The organism is Micropruina sonneratiae (genome assembly GCF_025972045.1).
GTDB classification, from domain to species: domain Bacteria; phylum Actinomycetota; class Actinomycetes; order Propionibacteriales; family Propionibacteriaceae; genus Micropruina; species Micropruina sonneratiae.
This window is the reverse complement of sequence record NZ_JAPDHX010000002.1, coordinates 145,633-167,990: the sequence shown is the minus strand read 5'-3', so window position 1 is coordinate 167,990 and position 22,358 is coordinate 145,633. Positions and strand designations below refer to the sequence as shown.

22 protein-coding genes and 1 tRNA gene are annotated in these 22,358 nt (G+C 70.3%); 3 read left to right on the top strand and 20 right to left on the bottom strand.

Annotation, left to right across the window (positions count from 1 at the left end; all coding sequences use genetic code 11):
• Positions 1–12 precede the first annotated feature (12 nt).
• The 13 genes from OIE40_RS05870 to rpmE all read right to left on the bottom strand — a co-directional run bounded on the left by OIE40_RS05870 (position 13) and on the right by rpmE (position 9,719).
• Positions 13–921 (bottom strand): F0F1 ATP synthase subunit gamma, encoded by a 909-nt coding sequence (locus OIE40_RS05870; RefSeq protein WP_264700964.1) that lies wholly within the window; start codon positions 919–921, stop codon positions 13–15.
• A 3-nt stretch (positions 922–924) separates the two neighbouring features.
• Positions 925–2,562 (bottom strand): F0F1 ATP synthase subunit alpha, encoded by a 1,638-nt coding sequence (gene atpA, locus OIE40_RS05865; RefSeq protein ID WP_264700962.1) that lies wholly within the window; start codon positions 2,560–2,562, stop codon positions 925–927.
• 41 nt (positions 2,563–2,603) lie between these two features.
• Positions 2,604–3,398, bottom strand: a complete 795-nt coding sequence (locus OIE40_RS05860; RefSeq protein ID WP_264700960.1) for a F0F1 ATP synthase subunit delta — start codon at positions 3,396–3,398, stop codon at positions 2,604–2,606.
• On the bottom strand, positions 3,395–3,928 hold the full coding sequence (locus OIE40_RS05855) for a F0F1 ATP synthase subunit B (RefSeq protein WP_264700958.1): 534 nt from the start codon (positions 3,926–3,928) through the stop codon (positions 3,395–3,397). The genes OIE40_RS05860 and OIE40_RS05855 overlap by 4 nt, the downstream gene beginning before the upstream one ends.
• Positions 3,929–3,942: 14 nt before the next feature.
• Positions 3,943–4,167 carry an ATP synthase F0 subunit C gene (gene atpE, locus OIE40_RS05850; protein ID WP_264700956.1) on the bottom strand — a complete coding sequence of 75 codons (225 nt, stop codon included), beginning with the start codon at positions 4,165–4,167 and terminating at the stop codon, positions 3,943–3,945.
• 48 nt (positions 4,168–4,215) lie between these two features.
• Complete coding sequence (gene atpB, locus OIE40_RS05845) at positions 4,216–5,004, bottom strand: F0F1 ATP synthase subunit A (RefSeq protein ID WP_413774477.1); 789 nt, start codon at positions 5,002–5,004, stop codon at positions 4,216–4,218.
• 46 nt (positions 5,005–5,050) lie between these two features.
• On the bottom strand, positions 5,051–5,245 hold the full coding sequence (locus tag OIE40_RS05840; RefSeq protein WP_264700952.1) for an AtpZ/AtpI family protein: 195 nt from the start codon (positions 5,243–5,245) through the stop codon (positions 5,051–5,053).
• A 54-nt stretch (positions 5,246–5,299) separates the two neighbouring features.
• Entirely contained in the window at positions 5,300–5,755 is a 456-nt protein-coding gene (locus tag OIE40_RS05835) for a Cg1360 family ATP-synthase-associated protein (protein WP_264700950.1), read from the bottom strand.
• On the bottom strand, positions 5,742–6,842 hold the full coding sequence (locus OIE40_RS05830) for an MraY family glycosyltransferase (protein ID WP_264700948.1): 1,101 nt from the start codon (positions 6,840–6,842) through the stop codon (positions 5,742–5,744). The genes OIE40_RS05835 and OIE40_RS05830 overlap by 14 nt, the downstream gene beginning before the upstream one ends.
• Entirely contained in the window at positions 6,835–7,488 is a 654-nt protein-coding gene (locus tag OIE40_RS05825; protein ID WP_264700946.1) for an L-threonylcarbamoyladenylate synthase, read from the bottom strand. The genes OIE40_RS05830 and OIE40_RS05825 overlap by 8 nt, the downstream gene beginning before the upstream one ends.
• Positions 7,485–8,342: a peptide chain release factor N(5)-glutamine methyltransferase gene (prmC, locus tag OIE40_RS05820; RefSeq protein WP_264700945.1), complete on the bottom strand. Its 858-nt coding sequence runs from the start codon at positions 8,340–8,342 to the stop codon at positions 7,485–7,487. The genes OIE40_RS05825 and prmC overlap by 4 nt, the downstream gene beginning before the upstream one ends.
• Positions 8,339–9,406 (bottom strand): peptide chain release factor 1, encoded by a 1,068-nt coding sequence (gene prfA / locus OIE40_RS05815; protein WP_264700943.1) that lies wholly within the window; start codon positions 9,404–9,406, stop codon positions 8,339–8,341. The genes prmC and prfA overlap by 4 nt, the downstream gene beginning before the upstream one ends.
• A 91-nt stretch (positions 9,407–9,497) precedes the next feature.
• Entirely contained in the window at positions 9,498–9,719 is a 222-nt protein-coding gene (gene rpmE / locus OIE40_RS05810) for a 50S ribosomal protein L31 (protein ID WP_264700940.1), read from the bottom strand.
• Between the two features lie 210 nt (positions 9,720–9,929).
• Here rpmE and OIE40_RS05805 point away from each other — a divergent pair, with 210 nt between their 5' ends.
• Entirely contained in the window at positions 9,930–11,612 is a 1,683-nt protein-coding gene (locus OIE40_RS05805; RefSeq protein ID WP_264700938.1) for an ABC-F family ATP-binding cassette domain-containing protein, read from the top strand.
• A gap of 112 nt (positions 11,613–11,724) precedes the next feature.
• Here OIE40_RS05805 and OIE40_RS05800 read toward each other — a convergent pair whose 3' ends face one another.
• From OIE40_RS05800 to lysA, 6 genes are all read right to left on the bottom strand, one after another.
• On the bottom strand, positions 11,725–13,779 hold the full coding sequence (locus tag OIE40_RS05800; RefSeq protein ID WP_264700936.1) for a HelD family protein: 2,055 nt from the start codon (positions 13,777–13,779) through the stop codon (positions 11,725–11,727).
• A gap of 161 nt (positions 13,780–13,940) precedes the next feature.
• Positions 13,941–15,716 (bottom strand): transcription termination factor Rho, encoded by a 1,776-nt coding sequence (rho, locus tag OIE40_RS05795; protein WP_264701701.1) that lies wholly within the window; start codon positions 15,714–15,716, stop codon positions 13,941–13,943.
• A 339-nt stretch (positions 15,717–16,055) separates the two neighbouring features.
• On the bottom strand, positions 16,056–17,276 hold the full coding sequence (locus OIE40_RS05790; protein WP_264700935.1) for a glycosyltransferase 87 family protein: 1,221 nt from the start codon (positions 17,274–17,276) through the stop codon (positions 16,056–16,058).
• A 126-nt stretch (positions 17,277–17,402) separates the two neighbouring features.
• The gene (thrH, locus tag OIE40_RS05785; protein ID WP_264700934.1) at positions 17,403–18,011 is read right to left on the bottom strand and encodes a bifunctional phosphoserine phosphatase/homoserine phosphotransferase ThrH; all 609 of its coding nucleotides are present in this window, start codon (positions 18,009–18,011) and stop codon (positions 17,403–17,405) included.
• 3 nt (positions 18,012–18,014) lie between these two features.
• Complete coding sequence (locus OIE40_RS05780) at positions 18,015–19,316, bottom strand: homoserine dehydrogenase (RefSeq protein ID WP_264700933.1); 1,302 nt, start codon at positions 19,314–19,316, stop codon at positions 18,015–18,017.
• Positions 19,317–19,344: 28 nt separating this feature from the next.
• A complete protein-coding gene (gene lysA / locus OIE40_RS05775) occupies positions 19,345–20,748 on the bottom strand; it encodes a diaminopimelate decarboxylase (RefSeq protein ID WP_264700932.1) in 1,404 nt (467 codons plus the stop codon).
• Positions 20,749–20,869: 121 nt separating this feature from the next.
• Between lysA and OIE40_RS05770 the strand changes: the two genes are divergently transcribed.
• Positions 20,870–20,941 (top strand) — tRNA-Arg (locus OIE40_RS05770).
• Between the two features lie 52 nt (positions 20,942–20,993).
• Here OIE40_RS05770 and OIE40_RS05765 read toward each other — a convergent pair.
• Positions 20,994–21,371, bottom strand: a complete 378-nt coding sequence (locus OIE40_RS05765; RefSeq protein WP_264700931.1) for a VOC family protein — start codon at positions 21,369–21,371, stop codon at positions 20,994–20,996.
• A gap of 78 nt (positions 21,372–21,449) precedes the next feature.
• Between OIE40_RS05765 and OIE40_RS05760 the strand changes: the two genes are divergently transcribed.
• Complete coding sequence (locus OIE40_RS05760; protein WP_264700930.1) at positions 21,450–22,313, top strand: helix-turn-helix domain-containing protein; 864 nt, start codon at positions 21,450–21,452, stop codon at positions 22,311–22,313.
• Positions 22,314–22,358 lie beyond the last annotated feature (45 nt).

Below are 22,358 nucleotides of genomic sequence, written 5' to 3'. Positions count from 1 at the left end.
TCGTTTCGTGCCCTAGTCCTGGGCGGCCGCGTCGGCCAGCGCACCAGCGCCGCCGACGATTTCACTGATTTCCTGGGTGATCTCCGCCTGGCGGGCCTGGTTGGCCTCGCGGGTCAGACGCTCGATCAACTGCTTGGCGTTGTCGGTGGCCGACTTCATCGCCCGCTGCTGGCTGGCCAACTGGGACGCCGCGGACTGCAGCAGGTAGAACCACACCCGGCTGCGCACGTACATGGGCAGCAGCGCGTCCAGCACCGTGTCGGGGTCGGGTTCGAACTCGTACAGCGGCAGCAGTTCGCCCGCCGCCGGGTCGTGGACGCCCTCGACCACTTCGAGCGGCAACAGCCGGCGGGCCCGCGGAGTCTGGGTCAGCATCGACTCCATCCGGGTGTAGACGCCGTAGATGGCGTCCACCCCGCCGTCCTCGTAGGGGGTGAGGAAGTCGGCGATCAGCGCGTCGGCGATCTCCTGGGCGTGGGCGAAGGTCGGGGCGTCGGAGAACCCGTCCCATTCGCGGCGGATCGGCTGGTTGCGGAACTTCATGTACGCGATGCCCTTGCGGCCGATCGCGTACCGCACCACCTCGACGCCCTCGCGTTCGAGCCGCTCGCGCAATCGCGCGGCGGTCTTGATCGCGTTGGCCGAGTAGGCGCCGTTCATGCCGCGGTCGGAGGTGATCACCAGCATCGCCGCCCGTCGCACCCTTTCGGGGCCCTCGGTCAACGGGTGCGGGTCGCGCGAATAGGTGGCGACCGCCGATACGGCCCGGATCATCTCGGTGATGTAGGGCTCTCCCGCCTGGGCGGCCCGTTGCGCCTTGATGATCCGCGACGCGGCGATCAACTCCATCGCGCGGGTGATCTTCTGGGTGGCGGCGACGGACTTTCGTCGTTGTCGCAGCTCACGCAAGCTGGCAGGCATCGATCAGTCCTTCTTGGTCTCGATCGTCTCGACGCCGATCTCCTCGTCCTCCAACGGCCGGTGCCCCTTCTCGTCGGCCCCGAGGTCGTCGCCGTCCGAGGTGCGGAACTGCCTCTTGAAGTCGTCGATCGCCTTGCCCACGGCGTTGGCGGTGTCGTCGTCCCAGGCGCCCGTCTCGGCGATCGTGCTGAGGATGTCGGTGTGCCGCCGCAGGTGGTCGAGCAGCTCGCTCTCGAAGCGCAGCACGTCACTGACCGGCACGTCGTCGAAGTAGCCGTTCGTACCCGCCCAGACGCTGATCACCTGGTCGGCGACCGGGAACGGCGAGTACTGGGGCTGGCGCAGCAACTCGGTGAGCCGCGCGCCACGCTCGAGCTGACGGCGCGAGGTGGCGTCCAGGTCGGAGGCGAACATCGCGAAGGCCTGCATGTCGCGGTACTGCGCCAGTCCGATCTTCAACGTGCCGGCCACCTTCTTCATCGCCTTGATCTGCGCGTCGCCACCGACTCGGGAGACCGAGATGCCGACGTCGATGGCCGGCCGCTGGTTGGCGTTGAACAGGTCGGACTGCAGGAAGATCTGGCCGTCGGTGATCGAGATCACGTTGGTAGGAATGTAGGCCGACACGTCGTTGGCCTTGGTCTCGATCACCGGCAGGCCGGTCATCGACCCGCCACCCAGCTCGTCGGAGAGCTTCGCGCAGCGCTCCAGCAGGCGGCTGTGCAGGTAGAACACGTCGCCCGGGTAGGCCTCACGGCCCGGCGGCCGGCGCAGCAGCAGCGACATCGCGCGGTACGCCTCGGCCTGCTTGGTCAGGTCGTCGAACACGATCAGCACGTGCTTGCCGCCGTACATCCAGTGCTGGCCGATGGCCGAGCCGGTGTAGGGGGCGATGTACTTGAAGCCCGCCGGGTCGGACGCCGGGGAGTGCACGATCGTCGTGTACTCCATCGCGCCGGCCTCTTCCAGCACACTCTTCAGCGAGGCGATCGTGGAGCCCTTCTGGCCGATCGCCACGTAGATGCAGCGCACCTGCTTGCTGGGGTCGCCGGTCTCCCAGAACGCCTTCTGGTTGATGATCGTGTCGATGGCGATCGCGGTCTTGCCGGTCTTGCGGTCGCCGATGATCAACTGGCGCTGCCCGCGGCCGATCGGAGTCATTGAGTCGATGGCCTTGATGCCGGTCTGCAGCGGCTCCTTGACGCTCTGCCGGTCCATCACGCCCGCAGCCTGCAACTCCAGCGGGCGACGCTCGCCGAGCCCGCTGATCTCGCCCAGCCCGTCAATGGGCTGGCCCATTGCGTCGACCACGCGACCCAGGTAGCCGTCGCCGACCGGCACCGACAGGATCTCGCCGGTGCGCTTGACCGTCTGGCCCTCTTCGATGCCCTCGGAGTCACCCAGCACCACGACGCCGATCTCGCGCACGTCGAGGTTCAGCGCGATGCCCTGGGTGCCGTTCTCGAACTCGAGCAGCTCGTTGGCCATGCAGGAGGGCAGGCCCTCCACCTTGGCGATGCCGTCACCCGATACCACCACGGTGCCGAGCTCCTCGCGGCCGGCGGTGTCGCTGGAGAAGGTCGCCACGAACTTCTCCAGGGCTTCCCGGATCTCGTCGGGACGAATAGTCAGTTCCGCCATTGTTGGTCCTTAGTCCTGTTCTTCGTTGCTGTGGATGTCGGTCAGCTGAGCTGACGGCGGGCGTGCTCGAGCCGGCCGGCAACGGTGCCGTCGATGATTTCGTCGCCGACGGTCACCCGGACGCCGCCGACCACGTGGGGATCGACCTCGACCTGCAGGGTCACCTCGCGACCCACCTGTCGGCCGAGCACCTCGACCAGCCGCTGGGCCTGCTCGTCGGTCAATGGCCGGGCCACCACCACGTGCGCGACCGCCCGCTGCCGCAGCGCGGCCGCCAGGGTGAGGTACTCGTCGATCGTCAGCTCGAAACTGCGCCGCCGCGCCGCCACCGCCCGCTTGGCCAGGTAGGTGGTCGCGGCGTCCGCACGCGTCGCGAGCAGGTCGTCGACGAGTTGGCGCCGGGTCTCCAGTGGTGCGGTGCGGTCGCTCAGCGCCGCCTGCAGCCCACGGTCGGCCGCCACCAGCCGCTCGAAACGGAACAGCTCGTCCTGCACGTTGTCGAGGGTGCCGGCCTGCTGCGCGGTGGCCAGCACCGCCCGGACGCCCTGCCGCTCGAGCGCCGCGGACAGCGCCGAGGTACTCCCCCACCGCTGCGCCACGGCGGCGGCGAACACGGCGCGGGAACCGGCAGAGATCCGCTGGCCGAACAGTGCGTCGACCAGAGCCTCGCGGGCGGAGGTCTCCGCCCCGGTGTCGGTCAGGGCACGACGCAGGGCCGGGTTGGAGTCGAGCAGGTCGACCAGGGCGAACAGTTCCTCGCCCAGTTCCGGGGTGATCTGCTGCTGCGTCAGCACCCCATCCAGTTCACCCAGCCGGGCCTCGTGCGTGCTGCTCATACCCGCTCCGTGTCGTTCGCCTCGAGGTCGGCGATGAACCGGTCGACCGTGCGTCGGGCACGCTCATCGTCGTCCAGCGACTCACCGACGATCTTGCCGGCCAACGTGGTGGCCAGACCGCCGACCTCGCCGCGCAACTGCTGCACCGCCTGGGCGCGTTCGGCCTCGATCTGGGCTTTGGCCTGGGCGATCAGCCGGTCGGACTCCTCCTGGGCCTTGGCGCGCATCTCGGCGATGATCTGGGCACCCTGCGCCTTGGCCTCCTCACGGATGCTACTGGCCTCGTCGCGCGCACCGGCGAGCTGCTCGCGGTACTCCTCGAGCGCAGCGGCGGCCTCGGCCTGGGCGTGCTCGGCCTTCTCGATGCCGCCCTGAATGGCCGCCGCCCGCTCCTCGTAGGTCTTCTCGAAGGCGGGAACGACCTTCTTGGCCAGGACGAACCAGATGATGCCGAACAGGACGATGCCGGCGACGAACTCGGGGAACGCCGGGAGCAGCGGCCCCAGGTCGATCTCCAGAATCGTGGTCATCGCGACTGTTCCGATCACTGAATGGCGAAGGCGAGCGCGATACCGATGATGGCCAGCGCCTCAACCACGGCGAAGCCGATCCAGGCGGTGCTCATCAGGGCGCCACGGGCCTCGGGCTGGCGGGCGGTGCCGTTGATCACGGCCGCGAACACCATGGCGACGCCGATGCCTGGGCCGATCGTGGCCAGGCCGTAGCCGACCATGTTGAGCGAGCCGGTGATCTCCATGATGGGGAGCATTGCGTTTCCTTTCGGAGGGTTGTCCAGGTCGGTTGTGTTGCAGATGGGTCAGTGGTCGTCGGCGATGGAGGACGCCACATACTGCGCCGTCAGCACCGTGAAGATGTAGGCCTGCAGGGCGCCGATGAACAGCTCCAGGCCGAAGATCGGGAAGGCCATCAGCAGCGACGCGCCGCCGGCGACCTTGTACAGCACGCTCGCGCTCTCGAGCAGCATCGAGCCGCCGACGACGAACACGATCACCACGAGGTGACCGGCGAAGAGGTTGGCGAAGAGTCGCAGCGCCAGCGTGATCGGCCGGACGATGAAGTTCGACAGGATCTCGAGCGGAATGATGATGATGTACAGCAGCGGCGGCACGCCCTTGGGCATCGTCATCAGCTTCAGGTAGCTGCCGAGGCCGTGCTTGGCGATGCCGGCGGCGTTGTAGAGGATGAAGCTCAACAGCGCCAGGCCGTAGGCGTAGCCGACCCGCGAGAATGTCGGGAACATGCTCAGGAAGAACTGGCCGAACAGGTTGTTGACCAGGATGAACGAGAACAGCGCTACCAGGTACGGGGTGTACTTGTGGTAGTCGGGGCCGAGCGCGTCGCGTCCGATGCCGTTGCGGATCAGGTTGTACAGCTGCTCGCCGATCCACTGCTTGAAGCCGGGCACGATCTTCTGATCCTTGGCGAACCACAGCCACAGCAGGATGACGATCAGCGCACCGATGACGGCCTGCAGCAGATAGGTGTTCAACCAATCCATGCCGGCGTCGGGGAACAACGGCTTGGGGTCGAAGCTGTGCACTCCGGGGGGCCAGTGGTGGGCGTCGCCTTCGCCACCGCCCTCCATCGGGATGATCAGGCCTAGCCGGCCCATCGCACCTCCTGGTTCGACATCACGGTCGTCCGTACCTCTTCACCACCATGTACACCCCGAGCGCCATGCCGACGACGATGCCGATCACCATCCACAACGGATAGGTGTGCAACCAGTTGTCGGCGAGCCACCCGAGGAAGCCGTAGAAGAGCGGTCCAGCGAGCAGGTAGCTCAGCACCCGTAGGCCCTGATCGATGCCGTCTCGCCCCTCCATAACTTTCGGTGACTCTAGCAGTTAGGCGACGCTCAGAGCGAATGCGCCCAAGGCCTAGCGGGGGTCGGATTCGGGCGGGTCGAAGACCGGTATGCGCAGCCTGGAGAACGCCCAGATCTCCCCTGCCAGCCAGGCCAATACCACGCTGATCGCGGCGACTGCGACCGACACGCGGTCCATCCCGGCCAGCCGTTCGGGATTGCTGCCGATCGCGATCAGAGCGATGGCCGGCAGGCCCACCCGGAAGGCGTAGGAGCCGAGGGCGGCCGCCATCACGACCTGTGGCGAGGAGTCGGCCACCAGGATCTGGACGAGTTGGCCGAGCCCGAAGAAGGCCAGTACCGCCAGCGCGGAGATCGCGCCCGACAGCGCCCCCGCGGGGCCACGGACGAAGAACAGCACGCCGACCACGATCAACGCCGCGGCATGCCCCAGGGTGGCTCCCCCGGCCAGCAACTGCCTGGCCCGGCGGACGTTGGCGCTCGCCTCGCGCCGCTCAGGCCGGGTCATGACGCACCGGCTTCCAGGTCAGCCAGGCTGCGACGGCGAGCCCCGCCACCAGGGCGGCGACCGCCCACGGCGAGGAGGTGATGCCGATCAGCACCGCCCCGAAGGCGAGCAGGGCCGTCCACAGCCACAGCAACGCCACCGCCCGGCGGTGGCTGTGTCCCAGTTGCAGCATCCGGTGGTGCAGGTGCTGCTTGTCGGCCTGGAACCACAGCCGGCCGGCGATGGTGCGCCGGACGTAGGCGAGGATCAGGTCGCCCAGCGGCAGCGCCATCACCGCCAGCGGCAGGATCAGCGGCAGGTAGGCGTTGATCGCCAGGCCGGACCCCTCGACGGCTATCTGGGAGGGGTCGAGCTGCCCGGTCAGGCTGATCACCGAGGTGGCCATCAGGAAGCCCAGCAGCATCGAGCCCGAATCACCCATGAACATCCGGGCCGGGTGCACGTTGTAGGGCAGGAAGCCGAGACAGACCCCCACCGTCACCACGGTGACCAGGCTGCCGGTGGTGGCCCGGACCAGTTCCTGCTCGTAGCTGAGCTGGTAGGCGTAGATGAAGAAGGCGAGTGAGCCGATGGCGACCACGCCGGCGGCCAGGCCGTCCAGTCCGTCGATGAGGTTGATCGCGTTGACGCACAGGAAGATCAGCACCACCGTCAGCACGATCGAGGTGGCGTCGTCGAGGCTGACGATGGTGCCCGGCAAAGGGATCCAGTACACCTTGACGCCGTTCAGCACGACGATGCCCGCGGCGAGGATCTGGCCGGCGATCTTGGCCAGCGCGTTGAGGTCGACCATGTCGTCGACGATGCCCACCAGGCAGATCACCAGGCTGCCGATGAACACCGCCCGGCTGTCGTGCTCGACCAGGTCGAATCGACCCAGCCACGGCAGCTGGCTGGCCACCATGAACGAGCACGCCACCCCGGCCAGCATCGCCGCGCCGCCGAAGTACGGGATCGGCCGGGTGTGCACGTCGCGATCGCGCACGATGGCGACCGCGTTGTGGCGGAAGGCGAGCCGACGGAACAAGTTGGCCAGCAGATAGGTGACCCCCGCCGCGATCAGCAGGATGAGGATGTACTCACGCATCGTCGCCGAACAGCCCCGGGACGGCACCGTCGAGTTCGTCGCGACCGAGCCGTCCCTCGCGCAGGATCCGCGGCGGTCCGGTCAGGTCGATGATCGTGGACGGCACCGGCTCGCCGGCCTCTCCGGCGTCCAGATAGACCGCGACGCTGTCGCCGAGCTGCTCGATGGCCTCGTCGACGGTGCGCGCGGCAGGGCGGCCGCTCACGTTCGCGCTGGACACCGCCAACGGCCCGGTGCGACGCAGCAGCGTTCGGGTGAAGTCGTGGTCGGGCACCCGCACCGCGATCGTGTCGCCCCGGTCGCCGAGGTCGAGCTTGAGGTCGGGCTGGGCGTTGACCACCACCGTGAGCGGCCCGGGCCAGAAGGCCTTCGCGACCTCCAACCCTTCACGGGTCAGGCCGGTCGCCAGCGAACGCAGCATGGACGGCTCGGCGATCAGCACCGGGGGTGGCATGTCCCGCCCCCGCTGCTTGGCGTCGAGCAGGCCCTGCACCGCCGCCGCGTCGAAGGCGGCCGCACCGATGCCGTAGACGGTGTCGGTGGGCAGCACGATGCACCGCCCGGACGCCACCGCCGCCTCGGCGGCGGCCAGGGCGTCCTCGGCCTGCGTCGCACAGTCGTATCGCTGCGGTGCCGCGTCGCTCACGTGGGCCATTCTGCCACCGAGGCCACCCGGCGCGCGGTCACGAACCGCGGGCGGTCGTTGTAGTCGGTGCGGTCGCGGACGCGGTCGAAGCCGCCGTGGGCGACGAACACCGCGGGCGCCGAGTCGTGCTGCACCTCGGCGTGCTCGACGCACACCCAGCCGCCGGGGCGGAGCAGACGCGCGGCGACCCCGGCCAGCACCCGAATGGCGTCGAGGCCGTCGGCGCCGGCGAACAGGGCCAGGCCGGGTTCGTGCTCGCGGACCTCGGCGGGGATGCCGTCATAGGCCTCCAGTGGCACGTAGGGCGGGTTCGCGATCACCAGGTCGACGGTGCCGTCCAGCTCGGGAAAGGCGGTGGCCATGTCGCCGTGGCGCAGGTCCACGCCGGTGCCGGCGAGGTTGCGGGCGGCGTAACCGAGGGCCTCCTCGCTGAGCTCGACGGCGTACTGCCGGGCACCTGGATGCTCGGCGGCGATGGCGAATGAGATGGCGCCCGAGCCGGCGCACAGCTCGACCACCACCGGCGGTCCGTCGTCGGCGCCGTCGGCCTCGGCGAGCCGCTGCAGGGCCCAGCCGGTCATCACCTCCGTCTCGGGACGGGGGATGAACACGCCGGGGCCGACGGCCACCTCGACGTGCCGGAAGGGTGCGGTGCCGGTGAGGTACTGAACGGGAACTCCCGCCTCGCGCCGGGTGAGCAGGTCGTCGAAGGTGTCGAGCGCGGCCGGGTCGGGACTGTCGAGGGTGAGCAGTCGGGACACCGGGACGCCGAGGGCGTGGGCGAGCAGCAGCCGGGCGTCGGCGTCCGGCACCCGGCGGGCGGCGGAACGCAGCAACGACCCGACCGCGTTCACCCGATGCCCTCGAGTCGTTCGGCCAGGTCGGCGGCCTGCAGGGCCTCCAGGACGCCGCCGAGGTTGCCGGCCAGCACCTGGTCGAGGTTGTAGGCCTTGTACCCGATGCGGTGGTCGGCGATCCGGTTCTCGCCGAAGTTGTAGGTGCGGATCCGCTCGGACCGGTCGACGGTGCGCACCTGCGAGCGGCGGGCCGCGGACGCCTCGGCGGCAGCCGCCTCCGCCGCCGCGGCGACCAGCCGGGCCCGCAACATCCGCAGCGCGGACTCCTTGTTCTGCAACTGGGAGCGCTCGTTCTGGCAACTGACCACGATGCCGGTCGGCAGGTGGGTGATCCGCACCGCCGAGTCGGTGGTGTTGACGCCCTGGCCGCCCGGACCCGAGCTTCGGTAGACGTCGATCCGCAGGTCGTCGGGGTCGACCTCGACCTCGGCCTCCTCCGAGTCCGGCATCACCAGGACGCCGGCGGCGGAGGTGTGCACGCGGCCCTGGGTCTCGGTGACCGGTACCCGCTGCACCCGGTGGACGCCGCCCTCGAACTTCAGCACGCCGTAGGGGAAGGCGTCCGGGTCGGTGCCGCGGGCCTTGATGGCGAGCGTGATGGACTTGAACCCGCCCAGGTCGGTCTCCTGGCTGTCCAGCACCTCGACGCTCCACCCCCTGGCCTCGGCGTAGCGGGAGTACATCCGGAACAGGTCGGCGGCGAACAGCGCCGACTCCTCGCCACCCTCACCGGACTTGATCTCGAGCAGCGCGTCGTCGGAGTCGTGCGGGTCGCGGGGGGCCAGGAGCGCCGTCAACCGGTCGGTGACCTCCTCGATCCGCGCGGCCAGCGTGTCGGCCTCCTCGGCGAACGACGGGTCGTCGGCGGCCAGTTCGCGGGCCGCGGCGAGGTCGTCGGTGAGCCGGTCGTAGGCGTCCAGGTTCTTCACGATCGGGGTGAGCTCCGCGTAGCGGCGTCCGGTGCGTCGGGCCAGTGCCAGATCGGCGTGCGTGGCCGGGTCGGCCAGCCGGTGCTCGAGCTCGGCGAACTCCGCGCGCAGGCTCTCGGCCGCCTCGAACATCGGACCTCCTGGTCACTGGCTGGACGCCGGTGCGCAACCGGCGGGAACGACGAAGCGCCGGGGCCCGGCGGGGCCCCGGCGCTGTCGCGGGTTACTTCTTGCCGGCCGGCTTCTTGGCGTAGCGACGCTCGAACCGGGCCACGCGGCCGCCGGTGTCGAGGATCTTCTGCTTGCCGGTGTAGAACGGGTGGCAGGCGGCGCAGACCTCGGCGTGGATGACGCCGTTGGCCGCGGTGCTGCGAGTGGTGAAGGTGTTGCCGCAGGTGCAGGTCACCTGGGTGTCGTGGTAGTCGGGATGGATTCCCTGCTTCATCGTGCGCTCCTTGTTCTGATGCCGGGTCGCCTCACTGGGAAGGGGGCTGGATGGGCCCCGGGCGTGAACCGGCAACGACCGTCCATTCTGCCTGATCGGCAGGGACTTCAGCAAAACGCGGCACGGCCCTGCCGTATTCCGCCCTCGACCCCGCGGCCACCGGCGGCCCCGGTGCGGGTGGGCCTCGCCGGGGTCACTAGGCTGCCCGCCATGGGTCACGTGGAACTGTCGGGGGTCGGCTACGACCTGCCGGACGGGCGGCCGCTGCTGACCGAGGTGTCGTTCCGCGTCGGTGACGGCGCCGTGGTGGCGCTGGTCGGCGCCAACGGATCGGGCAAGACCACGCTGCTCAGGATCGTCGCCGGCGACCTCGCCCCGCACGCCGGGTCGGTGTCGCGCTCGGGCGGGCTGGGCGTGATGCGCCAGTTCATCGGCGGCATCCGCGACCACAGCACCGTCCGCGACCTGCTCTACTCGCTCTCCCCCACCCGCATCCGGGAAGCGGCCGCCGCGGTCGACGTCCTGGAACTGCGGCTGATGGAGGACGACGCCGAGCCGGTTCAGCTGGCGTACGCGGACGCGCTGGCCGAATACGCCGACGCCGGCGGCTACGACCAGGAGGTCGTCTTCGACGCCTGCTGCACCGCCGCGCTCGGGGTCGGCTTCGACGCCGCCAAGTGGCGCGAGGTGGGCACACTCTCGGGCGGCGAGCAGAAGCGGCTGGCGCTGGAGGTCCTGTTGCGCGGCCCGGACGAGGTGCTGCTGCTCGACGAGCCGGACAATTATCTCGACGTTCCGGGCAAGCAGTGGCTGGAGGAGGCTCTGCGGGCCACCGCCAAGACGGTGCTGCTGGTCAGCCACGACCGCGAGCTGCTCGCCCGGGCCGCCACCCAGGTGGCGGCTGTCGAACTGGGCGCGGCCGGCAACACCGTGTGGGTGCACGGACGCGGCTTCCGCACCTTCGCAAAGGCCCGGGCGGAGCGGTTCGCCCGGTTCGAGGAGTTGCGCCGCCGATGGGACGAGGAGCACGGCAAGCTGAAGGCGCTGGTGCTGCTGTACAAGCAGAAGGCCGCCATCAACTCCGACATGGCCTCGCGCTACTCGGCGGCGCAGACGCGCCTGGAGCGGTTCGAGAAGGCCGGGCCGCCGCAGGCCGTGCCGCTGCGCCAGCAGCTCACCATGCGGTTGTCCGGCGGCCGCACCGGACGCCGGGCGGTCGTCGTCGAGCAGCTCGAACTGACCGGCCTGATGAGGCCGTTCGACGCCGAGATCTGGTACGGCGACCGGGTCGCCGTGCTCGGTTCGAACGGCTCGGGCAAGTCGCACTTCCTACGCCTGCTGGCCCTGGGCGGCTCCTCCCCCGACGCCGGCAACACCTCGGTGGACGCGCCCCGGATCGAACCTGTGCGGTTCACCGGGACGGCGCGGCTGGGCGCCCGCGTCCGGCCCGGCTGGTTCGCGCAGACCCACGCCCACCCCGAACTGGTGGGGCGCACCCTGCTGGAGATACTGCACCGCGGTGACGACCACCGCGACGGGATGGGTCGCGAGGCGGCCGCTCGCGCGCTGGACCGCTACGAGCTCGCCCGGGCGTCCGAGCAACGCTACGAGTCCTTGTCGGGCGGCCAACAGGCGCGGTTGCAGATCCTGTTGCTGCAGCTGGCCGGGGCGACCCTGCTGCTGCTCGACGAGCCCACCGACAACCTCGACCTGGAGTCCGCAGAGGCCCTCGAGACGGGTCTGGCGGCCTTCGAGGGCACCGTGATCGCGGTCACGCACGACCGTTGGTTCGCCCGCGGCTTCGACCGGTTCCTGGTCTTCGGCGCCGACGGCGCGGTCTACGAGAGCGACGAACCGGTCTGGGACGAGGGCCGCGTGGTGCGATCGCGGTAGGGGCTGCGGTGCCCACCTCGTCGCCCGCGGGAGATCCCGGGGCAAGCCCGGGATGACGGGGTGTCGCCTCTCCCCTTCCGTCATCCCGGCGGACGCCGGGATCTCGTAGGAGTCAGGCCGCGTCCAGTTCGGCCGGCAGCGGGTTCCCGTGGACGATGGCCAGGCTCGACACGGCCCGGGTCAGGCAGACGTAGAGGCGGCGCAGGCCGGTCACCCGGTCGGGTTCGGCGGCGACGATGGCCGCCGGTTCGATCAGCACGACGTGGTCGAACTCCAGGCCCTTGGCGAGGGTCGCCGGGACGACTTCGAGCCGGCGGAACTCGTCGGCGCCGCGTTCGTCCGCCAGGTGCGCGAACGGCACCCCGGCTGCGGTCAGCGCGCCCGCGGCGTCCGCAACCGCCGCGTCGGCGACGATGACGCCGACCGTGCCCTCGCGGGCCAGCGCCGCACCCACCGCGTCCACCAGCCCGGCCGCGCCGCTGACGATGCGGAAATCGCCGGCCGAGCGGCGGACCGAATGCGGCGGGGTCAGACTCGGCGCGATGCTCGGCAACAGCCGCGCCGCGTAGGCGATCACCGAGCGTGGCACCCGGAATCCGGCGACGAGTTCGGTGATCGAGCTGGCCGGTTTGCCGAGGTGGCCCAGCGCGTCCGCCCAGCTCGTGGTGGCGTAGGCGGTGGTCGCCTGGGCCAGGTCGCCGAGCACGGTGATCGAACCGGTGCTGGCGCGGCGACCGAGCGCCCGCAGCCCCATCGGCGACAGGTCCTGGGCCTCGTCGATGATCACGTGGCCCAGGCTGGGCGTCCGATTCAGGAGGTCGGACGCCTCGTCGACCAGCACCAGGTCTGCCAGGGTCGGCTCCCAGGCGGTCGCGCTGCGCGGCACCCGCACCCCGCGACCGGGACGGATCAGCAACAGCTCCTGTTCGGCGCCGTCCAGTACCCCATCGGCGTTGCGGGCCAGAAAGTCGGCGTCGGTGAGCAGCCGGTGGACCAGCTTGACGGCGTCCAGTGCCGGCCAGTGCGCGTTGACGAATGCCTTGACCGGCGCCGACCGCGCCACCGCATTCTGCACCCGGTCGTCGGGTGAGTCTCCGGACGCCTCCATCCGCAGCAGCACCTGGTGGGCCAGCCGCTGGGCGAGCATGTCGCGTCCGGCGCTGTAGCGCACACCGCGGCCGCGGAGCTCGTCGATCACGGCGCCGCAGCGGTGTGCCGGCACGCGCCACTGTGCCGAGCCGCGTGGCACGACGAGGGTCTCGGCGGGCTCGACGATCGACTCCCAGACCGCCCGGTGCAGCACCGTTGCCATCCGGGCATCCCCCTTCAGTACCGCCGAGTGCGCCTCGTCGGTGGCGGCCACCGGCCGCCCCGCGGTGCGGGCGACCAGGGACTCCAGCGTCTCCTGGACGGCGTCGATCTCGCCGAGCGCCGGCAACACGTCACCGATGTAGGACAGGAAGGACGCGTTGGGCCCCACCACCATCACGCCGCTGCGACTGAGCTGGTCGCGGTAGGCGTAGAGCAGATAGGCGGCCCGGTGCAGGCCGACCGCGGTCTTGCCCGTCCCGGGGGCACCCTGCACCACCACCGAGGTGTCCAGCGGGGCGCGGACGATCAGGTCCTGCTCGGGCTGGATGGTGGCCACGATGTCCCGCATGGGGCCCGTACGCGGCCGCTCGATCTCGGCCTCGAGGATCTCGGAGTGCCCGAATGAGTCGTCCCCGGGTCCCGAGCCGGTGAGCTGCTCGTCCTCGAAGGCGGTGATCGCACCCTGCGAGAAGCCGAAGCGGCGGCGCAAGGCGACCCCCATCGGTTCGGTGCGGCTGGCGCGGTAGAACGGTAGCGCGACCGGCGCCCGCCAGTCGTACACCATCGGCTCGCTGCCCATCTCCCGGGTGACGTGCAGGCGTCCGATCCAGCAGTCCTCGTCCTCGTCGGCCCCGGTCGCGGCGCGGTAGTCGATGCGTCCGAAGAACAGCGGTGTGGACGGGTCGTCGCGCAGCGACATCATCCGCCGGTACAGGGTCTGCTTGAGGAACTCACCACTGAGCCGGTCGCCGGCCAGCGCCTCGAGCGAGGCGGTGTGTTCGCGCATGTCGCGCAGGGCCGCTCGCGCCTCCACCAGATGCGTGCGGGCCTCGGTCAGGGCATCGGACGCGGGCATGGCGGAACCTCCGGAGGGTCGTGGACGGCCGATCAGCTTAACCCCGGCGTCCGCTCGGGCCAAAGCGATCGCGGCAGGTGCTCCCGACCGCTCGACCGACGACCTCCGCACTCGACAGCGCCGCCCCGACCGACAGGATCGGGGCGGCGCTGAAGCGGGCGTTAGTTCTGCGACGGCGTGGTGCGGGTGACCTGGATCAGGAACTCGCGGTTCGACTCGGTCTTGCGCATCCGGCCGAGCAGGGTCTCCAGCGCGGCCTGCGGCTCGAGGCTGGACAGCACCCGGCGCAGCTTCCAGATGATCTGCAGCTCCTCGCGGGTGAACAGCATCTCCTCGCGGCGGGTGCCCGAGGCGTCCACGTCGATGGCGGGGAAGATCCGCTTGTCGGCCAGGTCGCGGCGCAGCCTCAGCTCCATGTTGCCGGTGCCCTTGAACTCCTCGAAGATCACCTCGTCCATCTTCGAGCCGGTATCGATCAGGGCGGTGGCCAGGATGGTCAGCGAGCCGCCGTCCTCGATGTTGCGGGCGGCGCCGAAGAACTTCTTCGGCGGGTACAGCGCGGCGGAGTCGACACCACCGGACAGGATCCGGCCGGACGCCGGCGCGGCCAGGTTGTAGGCGCGGCCCAGCCGGGTGATGCCGTCGAGGAGCAGCACCACGTCACGGCCCAGTTCGACCAGGCGCTTCGCCCGCTCGATGGCGAGTTCGGCGATCGTGGTGTGGTCGTCCGCTGGCCGATCGAAAGTCGAGGCGATGACCTCGCCGTTCACCGAGCGCTGGAAGTCGGTGACCTCCTCGGGGCGCTCGTCGACCAGCACCACCATCAGGTGCACCTCGGGGTTGTTGGTGGTGATGGCGTTGGCGATCGCCTGCATGATCAGCGTCTTGCCCGCCTTGGGCGGCGAGACGATCAGGCCACGCTGGCCCTTGCCGACCGGCGACACCAGGTCGATGATCCGGCCGGTCATGCCGACCGCCGAGGTCTCCAGCTTGAGCCGCTCCTGGGGGTACAGCGGGGTCAGCTTGCCGAACTCCGGGCGGTCCTTCGCCTTCTCGGGGGCGTCCAGGTTGACGGTGTCGAGCCGGACCAGTGGGTTGAACTTCTCCTTGCGCTCACCCTCGCGCGGCTGCCTGATCGCGCCGGTGACGATGTCGCCCTTGCGCAGCCCGAACTTGCGCACCATCGACAGCGACACGTAGGCGTCGTTGGGCCCGGGCAGGTAACCGGAGGTGCGCACGAAGGCGTAGTTGTCGAGCACGTCGAGGATGCCGTTGACGTTGACCAGCACGTCGTCGTCGGTCACCTGGGTATCGACCTCGAGGCCGGCCATCCCGCCGCCGGAAGAACCGCCCCGATTGTTGCGACGGTTCTGCCGGTCGCGGTTGCGACGCCGGCGCGAGCGGCGCGAGTTGCCGTAGTCGTCGTCGTCGCGGTTCGACTGGCGATCCTGTTGCGGACGCGAGTCCAGGGTCGGCTCGCTCGTGTTTTGCTGCTTGGCGCTTTGGTCGTTGGCGCGGTTCTCGGAGTTGCGTTCGCCGGCAGCGTCGTTGTCGTTGCCGCTCTCCGCGGCGTCCGAGCCGTTGCGGTTGCGGCGCCGCCGGCCGCGCTCGCCCTCGAGCGCCTGCAGCCGGGCGGCCACGTCATCGGCGGAGTCGCCGTTGGCGGGCGCGTCGTTGGTGCCGGCGCCGGTCGCGTCGGTGAGGGCCGGCTGCGGCGCGGCGGGCGCCTCGCTCGCGGCGGGCGCCTCGTTGCGCTCGCCACCGCGGCTGCGTCGCTTCTCCTGCTGCTGGGGCTGCTCGGTGGGCGCGTCGGCCCTCGGCGCCGGTTGGCCGCCCTGGGCGGCTCGGATGGCGTCGATCAACTGACTCTTGCGCATCGCGCCGGTGCCCTTCAGGCCGAGCGAGGCGCCCAGCTGCTTGAGCTCGGGGAGCAGCATTCCATTCAGCCCCTTGCCCCGGCTGGGGGCGGTGGTGGCTTCGATGGTGTCGGTCACGTGGGTCCTTTCGGGACATCCGAGAGGGTGTGCGTCATCACTCGGATAGACATCGGGAGGAGGTCGAAGAACTCCGGTTACAGATCGTGGACGCGTCCATCTGCCGAAAGGCCAATGATGAAAGGAGTCCTCGACGAATGCTGAATCGTCACGCCCGACCTGTCGGGGGCGATGGCTGAAGTACAGCGCACCGCAACTGTAGCACCGTGCGATCCAAACCCTCCAAACGGCCCGCGCGGGTCGCGTATTCCCGCGCGCCGGCTTCCTGACGCCCCGGCGGGGTCAGGACGCCGCGACCGGTTGCGCCGGCCGGCGCAGCAGCTGCTGCCCGTGCCGTCGGTCCCGTCCCCACGGGGTGAACAGCACCGCGACGATGCAGGCCACCAGGAACCCGACCCCGAGGTAGACCCCGAAGTTGTCCACCAGCATGTGCAGCGGCGCGTAGGTCAGCTCGACGTTGTTGTCCCCGGGCAGCAGCTTGAAGGGGGCGAAGGCCGTCCAGATCGAGTAGAACAGGCCGGCCACGGTGAGATAGCCCGGCAGCCGCTTGTTGCGCAGCAGTTCGAGGCCGAAGGGGACGATCCACACGTAGTGGTGCGACCACGAGATCGGCGAGGCGAGCAGGCTGGTCAGGCCGGCCAGGCACAGCGCCAGCGGAACCTCCCCGGCCCGGTGCATCAGCACCGCGGCGGCCACCCCGACGACCAGCACCAGGGCCGACAGCACCAGCCCGCCGCGGCTCGCCTCGCCCATCAGCCGCGTCCACACCCCGAGCACGGACTGGTTGGTCTTGAACACGATGCCGGTGTTGAGGCCCGAATCGCCCGAGAGCAGCCGCCCCCAGTAGGTCAGCGACGGACCCCACAGCAACACGAAGCCGATGGCGGTGCAGGCCAGGAACGAGATGAAACTCACGATGCCCTCACGGCGCTTGCCCGCGAAGAAGTTGTAGACCGCGATCACCGCGGGCGTCAGCTTGACGGCGGTGGCCACGCCGGTCAGCCACCCCTCCGGCAGCAGCCGCCGGCCGAACACCCTCGCCCCGGGCATCGAATCCATCACCGCCGCGGTGACCAGGAAGACGCCGAGCTGTCCGAAGCCGAGGGTCTCCCGCACCGGTTCGACTAGCCAGACGATCGCCGTGCTGGCCAGGCTCAGGTTCCAGCGGGACAGGCCCATCCGATAGCAGATCGCCATCACGCAGGCCACGTTGAGCAGCAGCCAGGCGATCTGGGCCACGTCGAGGGCGACCAGAGAGAAGGGCACCGACAGCAGCGCCGGGAACGGTGGGTAGATCCATGGCAGCCACGCCTCGACGTTGTAGAAGTCCTGGCCGGCGAGCACCAGCTCGCCGGTGCGGCGGTAGACGTCGAGGTCGATCATCGCCGGCGTCCACGGCTCGAACGTGCCGCCCGGAATCGTGGTGCCGCCCGCGTACAGGGCCGCCAAAACGGGTGCCACCGCCAGCAGCAGCACGTAGCCGACCCGACCCGCCAGTTTCACGGGCGCAAGTTAACCACTCGGAGTCGGTGCGGCCACCGACCGCCACGGCCGGCCGCGGTCGCGGCGTGCGGGTTGTTCCACATCGGGCACCGAGTTCGGTGCCCGATGTGGACCAACCTTGCGGGTTCAGCCCAGCACGGCGGCGGCGCGCTCGAACTGCGCGCGCAGGCCGTCGTAGTCGGTGGTCACCGGGAACTGTGGGAACTCGGCGATCACGTTGGCCGGCGGGCGGAACAGCACCCCGGCGTCCGCCTCGGTGAGCATCGCGGTGTCGTTGTAGGAGTCGCCCGCTGCGATCACCCGGAAGTTCAGCGCGTGGAAGGCCCGCACCGCCGCCCGCTTCTGGTCGGGCAGCCGCAGCGCGTAGTCGACGATCCGGTCCCCTTCGACGATCAGCTTGTGACACAGCAGCGTCGGGTGGCCGAGCTTGGCCATGAAGGGCATCCCGAACTCGTAGAACGTGTCGGACAGGATGACCAATTGGAATCGTTCACGCAGCCAGCCGACCATCTCGACCGCGCCCGGCAGGGGGTCGAGGGTGCCGATCACCCCTTGGATCTCCGGCAGGGTGAGGCCGTTGCGGGCCAGCAGGTCGAGGCGGTAACGCATCAGAGCGTCGTAGTCGGGTTCGTCGCGAGTCGTCCGGCGCAACCCGTCGATGCCGGTGGCCTCGGCGACCGCGATCCACACCTCCGGGATGAGTACGCCCTCGAGGTCGAGGCAGGCCAGCAGCACGGTTCAGCCCTCGACCCGCATCAGGGCGATGCCGCTGCGCACATCCGGCAGGGCCTGCAACTCCTCGACCGCGGCCCGCAGGTCGCCGACCCGGGCGACGTGGGTGAGGATCGCGAGTTTCGCGCCCTGGCCCTCGGGTCGTCCGGGCTCGCTCTCCTGCCGGACGGCCTGGATCGACACCTGGTAGCGGGCGAAGGCGGCCGCGATCCGGGCCAGCACACCGGGCTCGTCCTCGACGCTCAGCGACACGTAGAACCGCGACGGCACCATCGCCCGCGGCGTGATCGGCCGCGCCGAGTACGACGACTCCCCCGGCCCGGACGCCCCGCGCACCCGGTTCCGGGCTGCCGTCACCACGTCGCCCAGCACCGCCGACGCGGTCGGCGAACCGCCCGCCCCGGGACCCATGAACATCAGCTGGCCCGCGTGCCTGGACTCGATGTACACCGCGTTGAACGCCCCCGACACATTCGCCAGCGGGTGCGACGCCGGCACCATCGTCGGGTGCACGCCGACCGAGATCGAGCCGTCCGGGGCCAGCGAGCAGCGCGCCAGCAGCTTGATCACGTAGCCGAGTTCGGACGCCGTCGCCACGTCGGCCGGGGTCACTCCGGTGATCCCCTCGCAGTCGACGTCGTCGAGCTTCACCCGGCTGTGGAAGGCGAGGCTGGCCAGGATGGCGGCCTTGGCCGCGGCGTCCAGCCCCTCGACGTCGGCGGTCGGATCCTCCTCGGCGAAGCCGAGGCGCTGGGCCTCGGCCAGCACCTCGTCGAAGGAGGACCCTTCGGTCGTCATCTTGTCCAGGATGAAGTTGGTGGTGCCGTTGACGATGCCCTTCACCGCGGTCACCTCGTCGCCGACCAGCGACTCGCGCAGCGGCCGGATGATCGGGATGGCGCCGGCGACGGCCGCCTCGAAGTACAGGTCGACGCCGGTCTGCGCCGCCGCCGTGTAGAGCGTCGCCCCGTCCTGGGCGAGCAGTTGCTTGTTCGCCGTGATGACCGAGGCACCGTTGTAGATCGCCGCCAGGATCAGGCTGCGGGCGGGCTCGACACCGCCCATCACCTCGATCACCAGATCGACTCCCGGCCGGCGGACCAGGGCCGCCGCGTCGTCGGTGAACAGGGCGGCGTCCAGGCCCGGACGCGGCTTGGCGAGGTTGCGCACCGCGATGCCGACCAGTTCGAGCCGGCGTCCGACCCTGGCCTGGAACTCGTCGGCGTTGTCGAGCAGCAGCCGGGCGACCTCCGATCCCACCACGCCGCAGCCCAGCAGGGCCACCTTGAGCGGCTTGGCTGGTGTCATCACAGTCCCCTTCTGACGTTCTTCGTGCTCACGCGCCGGCGTCCAGGGCCAGCAGGTCGTCCAGTGTCTCGCGCCGCAGCAGGGTGGTGAGCCGGCCGTCGGAGACGGCCACTACCGGCGGACGCGGAACGTGATTGTAGTTGCTGGCCATCGAGCGGCTGTAGGCGCCGGAGGCGGGCACGGCGATCAGGTCGCCGGCGGTGAGGTCGCCGGGCAGGAACTCGTCGCGGACCAGGATGTCGCCGCCCTCGCAGTGCTTGCCGACCACCCGCGACAGCACGGGTTCGGCAGCGCTGGTGCGGTTCGCCATCGCCGCCGAGTACTCGGCCGCGTACAGGGCGGGACGGATGTTGTCGCTCATCCCGCCGTCGACCGAGATGTAGCGCCGGGACTGACCCCCGCCCAGCTCGACGGTCTTGACGGTGCCGACGGTGTAGATGGCGGTGCCGGCGGGGCCGCAGATCGCGCGACCCGGCTCGACCGACATCAGCGGCACGCTCAGCCCGAAGCCGCGGCACTCGTGCTCGACGATGGCGCGCAGTCCGGCGGCCAGGTCCTCCGGCGTGGCCGGGGTGTCCTCCTTGATGTAGGAGATGCCGAAGCCGCCGCCCAGGTCCAGTTCGCTGAGTTCGGTGCCGGTCGCCTCCTTGAACTGGGCGATCAGCTTGAGCGTGCGCCGGGCCGCCACCTCGAAGCCGTTGGTGTCGAAGATCTGCGAGCCGATGTGGCTGTGCACCCCGACCAAGTTGAGATGCGGGCTGTGGGCGCTGCGCACCAGGGCCACCAAAGCGGCACCGCCGTTGATCGAGAAGCCGAACTTCTGGTCCTCGTGGGCGGTCGCGATGTACTCGTGAGTGTGCGCCTCGACCCCGGTGGTCACCCGGATCATCACCCGGGCGACCGTGCCGAGTTCGGCGCAGAGCCGCTCCAGCAGACCGATCTCGTGAGAGGAGTCCACGATGATCCGGCCGACACCGGCCTGCAGCGCGGCCCGCAGCTCATCCTCGCTCTTGTTGTTGCCGTGCAGGCCGATCCGGGCCGGGTCCATGCCGCCGCGCAGCGCGACCGCGAGTTCACCGCCGGTGCAGACGTCCAGACCCAGCCCCTCCTCGGCGATCCACCGGGCCACGGTCGTGCAGAGGAAGGACTTGCCGGCGTAGAACACCTGCCAGTCGCCGAACGCCTCCTTCCACCGCCGCGCACGGCCGCGGAAGTCGGCCTCGTCGATCACGTAGACCGGGCTGCCCGCCTGCTCGACGATCTCCTGCGCGGTCAGCCCGGCGATCGCCAGCCTGCCTTGCGCGTCGCGGCCGGCATGCTCGCTCCACAGCTGCCTGGTCAGGGCGTTCACGTCCTCGGGACGCTTCAGCCACTGCGGTGCAGGCGAGGTCGCGTCGGCGTGGATCGAGCCGGCGACGTGCATGTGGGTCATGGCCGACCACTGTGCCAGAACGGCGCCGTACCGGTGCGCCTCCTCCGTGGGCTGGACGCCGTGCGCGATTCGATCCCCACGCCGCCGATGCGCTACAGTCGAGGCCGGTCCGATGACCCGGGCCCCCGTAGCTCAGGGGATAGAGCGCCGCCCTCCGGAGGCGGGTGCGCAGGTTCGAATCCTGCCGGGGGCGCCCACGGCGAAACGCCTGGAAACCATGCGGTTTCCAGGCGTTTCTCATTGTGTCAGTTCCAGTTGGCCGCCTTGGTCAGGCAGAACGGATGCCCGTCCGGATCGAGTAGCACCGTCCAGCCCTCGTCCGGCTGGTCGTCGGGTCGGGTGGCGCCCAGGCCGAGCATCGTTGCCTCGGCCTCCGCTAGGTCGTCCACCGCCAGGTCGAGGTGGAACTGCTTGCTGCCGCCCTCGTTCGGCCAGCCCGGCGGCGTCCACCCCTCGACCCGGCCGAAGCCGAGCCGCTGACCGCCGCCATGGGTGACCAGACCGTAGTTCTCGTCGGAGTAACCGACCTCGCCGCCCAGCACGGCCGCCCAGAACTCGGCTTCGCGGCCCGGGTCGGCGCAGTCGACGGTGACCATGGCCAAGGTGGCCGGGTTCGTCGTCATGTCATTCCTCCTTGCCCCCGCCGGCGAGCGTTCGCCGCGCCGGCTGTCGTTGTCGGTCGAGCTTCGTACGCTTGCGCCATGCCGCCTAGGACAAACACGACAGCACGGCTTCCGGCCAGTCCCGGCCTGCTGCGTCCGGAGGAGTTCTCACGCCACGTCCGGTTCGCCGAGGTGGCGCCGACCGGGGCCGCGGCCGCCTGGGTCGAGCGGCTCTGGTCGACCAACTGGGCACTGCCCGACGAGACGTCGCAGACCACCCAACTCATCCCCCACCCCAGCGTGTCGCTGACCTTCGAGCGCGGCGGGTTGGCACGTAGCGGCGTCCGGGGCGACGGCGTCCGGCTGACCGGGGTGGTGACCGGCCGCTTCGACGTCACCCTGACGGGCACGGGTGGCACGGTCGGGGTGAAGTTCCGGCCGGGTGGCTTCACCGCCTGGTCCGGGGTGGGATCCGATCGGCTCACCGATCGGGTGCTGCCCGCGGCGGAGTTGCTGCCCGGCACCACCACGCTGTCTCGTCTCGAACTGGACGCCGAGGCGTCCGCCGCCGCACTGTGCGGCTACCTGGAGGGCCACGCCGGATCGGCCGAGCCGATCCCCGCGGCCCTGCGGACGGTGCTGGCGACTGCGCTGGCCGTCGACGTCACCCGGGTGGACGACCTGGCCGAGCGCTGCGACTGCTCGGTCCGGGCGCTGCAGCGACTCGTGCGGCACTATGTGGGCGTCAGCCCCAAGTGGCTCATCCGCCGGCACCGCATGCACGACGCCGTCGAGGCGCTGGACGCCGGCACGACCGACACCATCGCCGCGCTGGCCGCCCGGCTCGGCTGGTACGACCAGAGCCAGTTCGCCCGCGACTTCACCGCCCTGGTGGGGGTGCCGCCGGCGTCCTACCGGAACAGGTCGAGGGCGGCGGCTACGCCGTGCGGTGAGATTCCGTGACCTGTCAGTCCCACGGCATGGTCCGGTACCACGCCCCGCCGAGTG

Excerpts from the sequence above, each read along its gene's own strand:
- atpB (WP_413774477.1), bottom strand. The coding sequence starts at position 5,004 with ATGGAGGGCGGTGGCGAAGGCGACGCCCACCACTGGCCCCCCGGAGTG.
- rpmE (WP_264700940.1), bottom strand. The coding sequence starts at position 9,719 with ATGAAGCAGGGAATCCATCCCGACTACCACGACACCCAGGTGACCTGC.
- OIE40_RS05765 (WP_264700931.1), bottom strand. The coding sequence starts at position 21,371 with ATGACGACGAACCCGGCCACCTTGGCCATGGTCACCGTCGACTGCGCC.
- OIE40_RS05780 (WP_264700933.1), bottom strand. The coding sequence starts at position 19,316 with ATGACACCAGCCAAGCCGCTCAAGGTGGCCCTGCTGGGCTGCGGCGTG.
- OIE40_RS05840 (WP_264700952.1), bottom strand. The coding sequence starts at position 5,245 with ATGGAGGGGCGAGACGGCATCGATCAGGGCCTACGGGTGCTGAGCTAC.
- OIE40_RS05830 (WP_264700948.1), bottom strand. The coding sequence starts at position 6,842 with ATGCGTGAGTACATCCTCATCCTGCTGATCGCGGCGGGGGTCACCTAT.
- OIE40_RS05760 (WP_264700930.1), top strand. The coding sequence starts at position 21,450 with ATGCCGCCTAGGACAAACACGACAGCACGGCTTCCGGCCAGTCCCGGC.
- OIE40_RS05860 (WP_264700960.1), bottom strand. The coding sequence starts at position 3,398 with ATGAGCAGCACGCACGAGGCCCGGCTGGGTGAACTGGATGGGGTGCTG.
- OIE40_RS05870 (WP_264700964.1), bottom strand. The coding sequence starts at position 921 with ATGCCTGCCAGCTTGCGTGAGCTGCGACAACGACGAAAGTCCGTCGCC.
- OIE40_RS05800 (WP_264700936.1), bottom strand. The coding sequence starts at position 13,779 with ATGCCCGCGTCCGATGCCCTGACCGAGGCCCGCACGCATCTGGTGGAG.
- rho (WP_264701701.1), bottom strand. The coding sequence starts at position 15,716 with ATGCTGCTCCCCGAGCTCAAGCAGCTGGGCGCCTCGCTCGGCCTGAAG.
- atpE (WP_264700956.1), bottom strand. The coding sequence starts at position 4,167 with ATGCTCCCCATCATGGAGATCACCGGCTCGCTCAACATGGTCGGCTAC.
- atpA (WP_264700962.1), bottom strand. The coding sequence starts at position 2,562 with ATGGCGGAACTGACTATTCGTCCCGACGAGATCCGGGAAGCCCTGGAG.
- OIE40_RS05855 (WP_264700958.1), bottom strand. The coding sequence starts at position 3,928 with ATGACCACGATTCTGGAGATCGACCTGGGGCCGCTGCTCCCGGCGTTC.
- lysA (WP_264700932.1), bottom strand. The coding sequence starts at position 20,748 with ATGACCCACATGCACGTCGCCGGCTCGATCCACGCCGACGCGACCTCG.
- OIE40_RS05835 (WP_264700950.1), bottom strand. The coding sequence starts at position 5,755 with ATGACCCGGCCTGAGCGGCGCGAGGCGAGCGCCAACGTCCGCCGGGCC.
- prfA (WP_264700943.1), bottom strand. The coding sequence starts at position 9,406 with ATGTTCGAGGCGGCCGAGAGCCTGCGCGCGGAGTTCGCCGAGCTCGAG.
- OIE40_RS05805 (WP_264700938.1), top strand. The coding sequence starts at position 9,930 with ATGGGTCACGTGGAACTGTCGGGGGTCGGCTACGACCTGCCGGACGGG.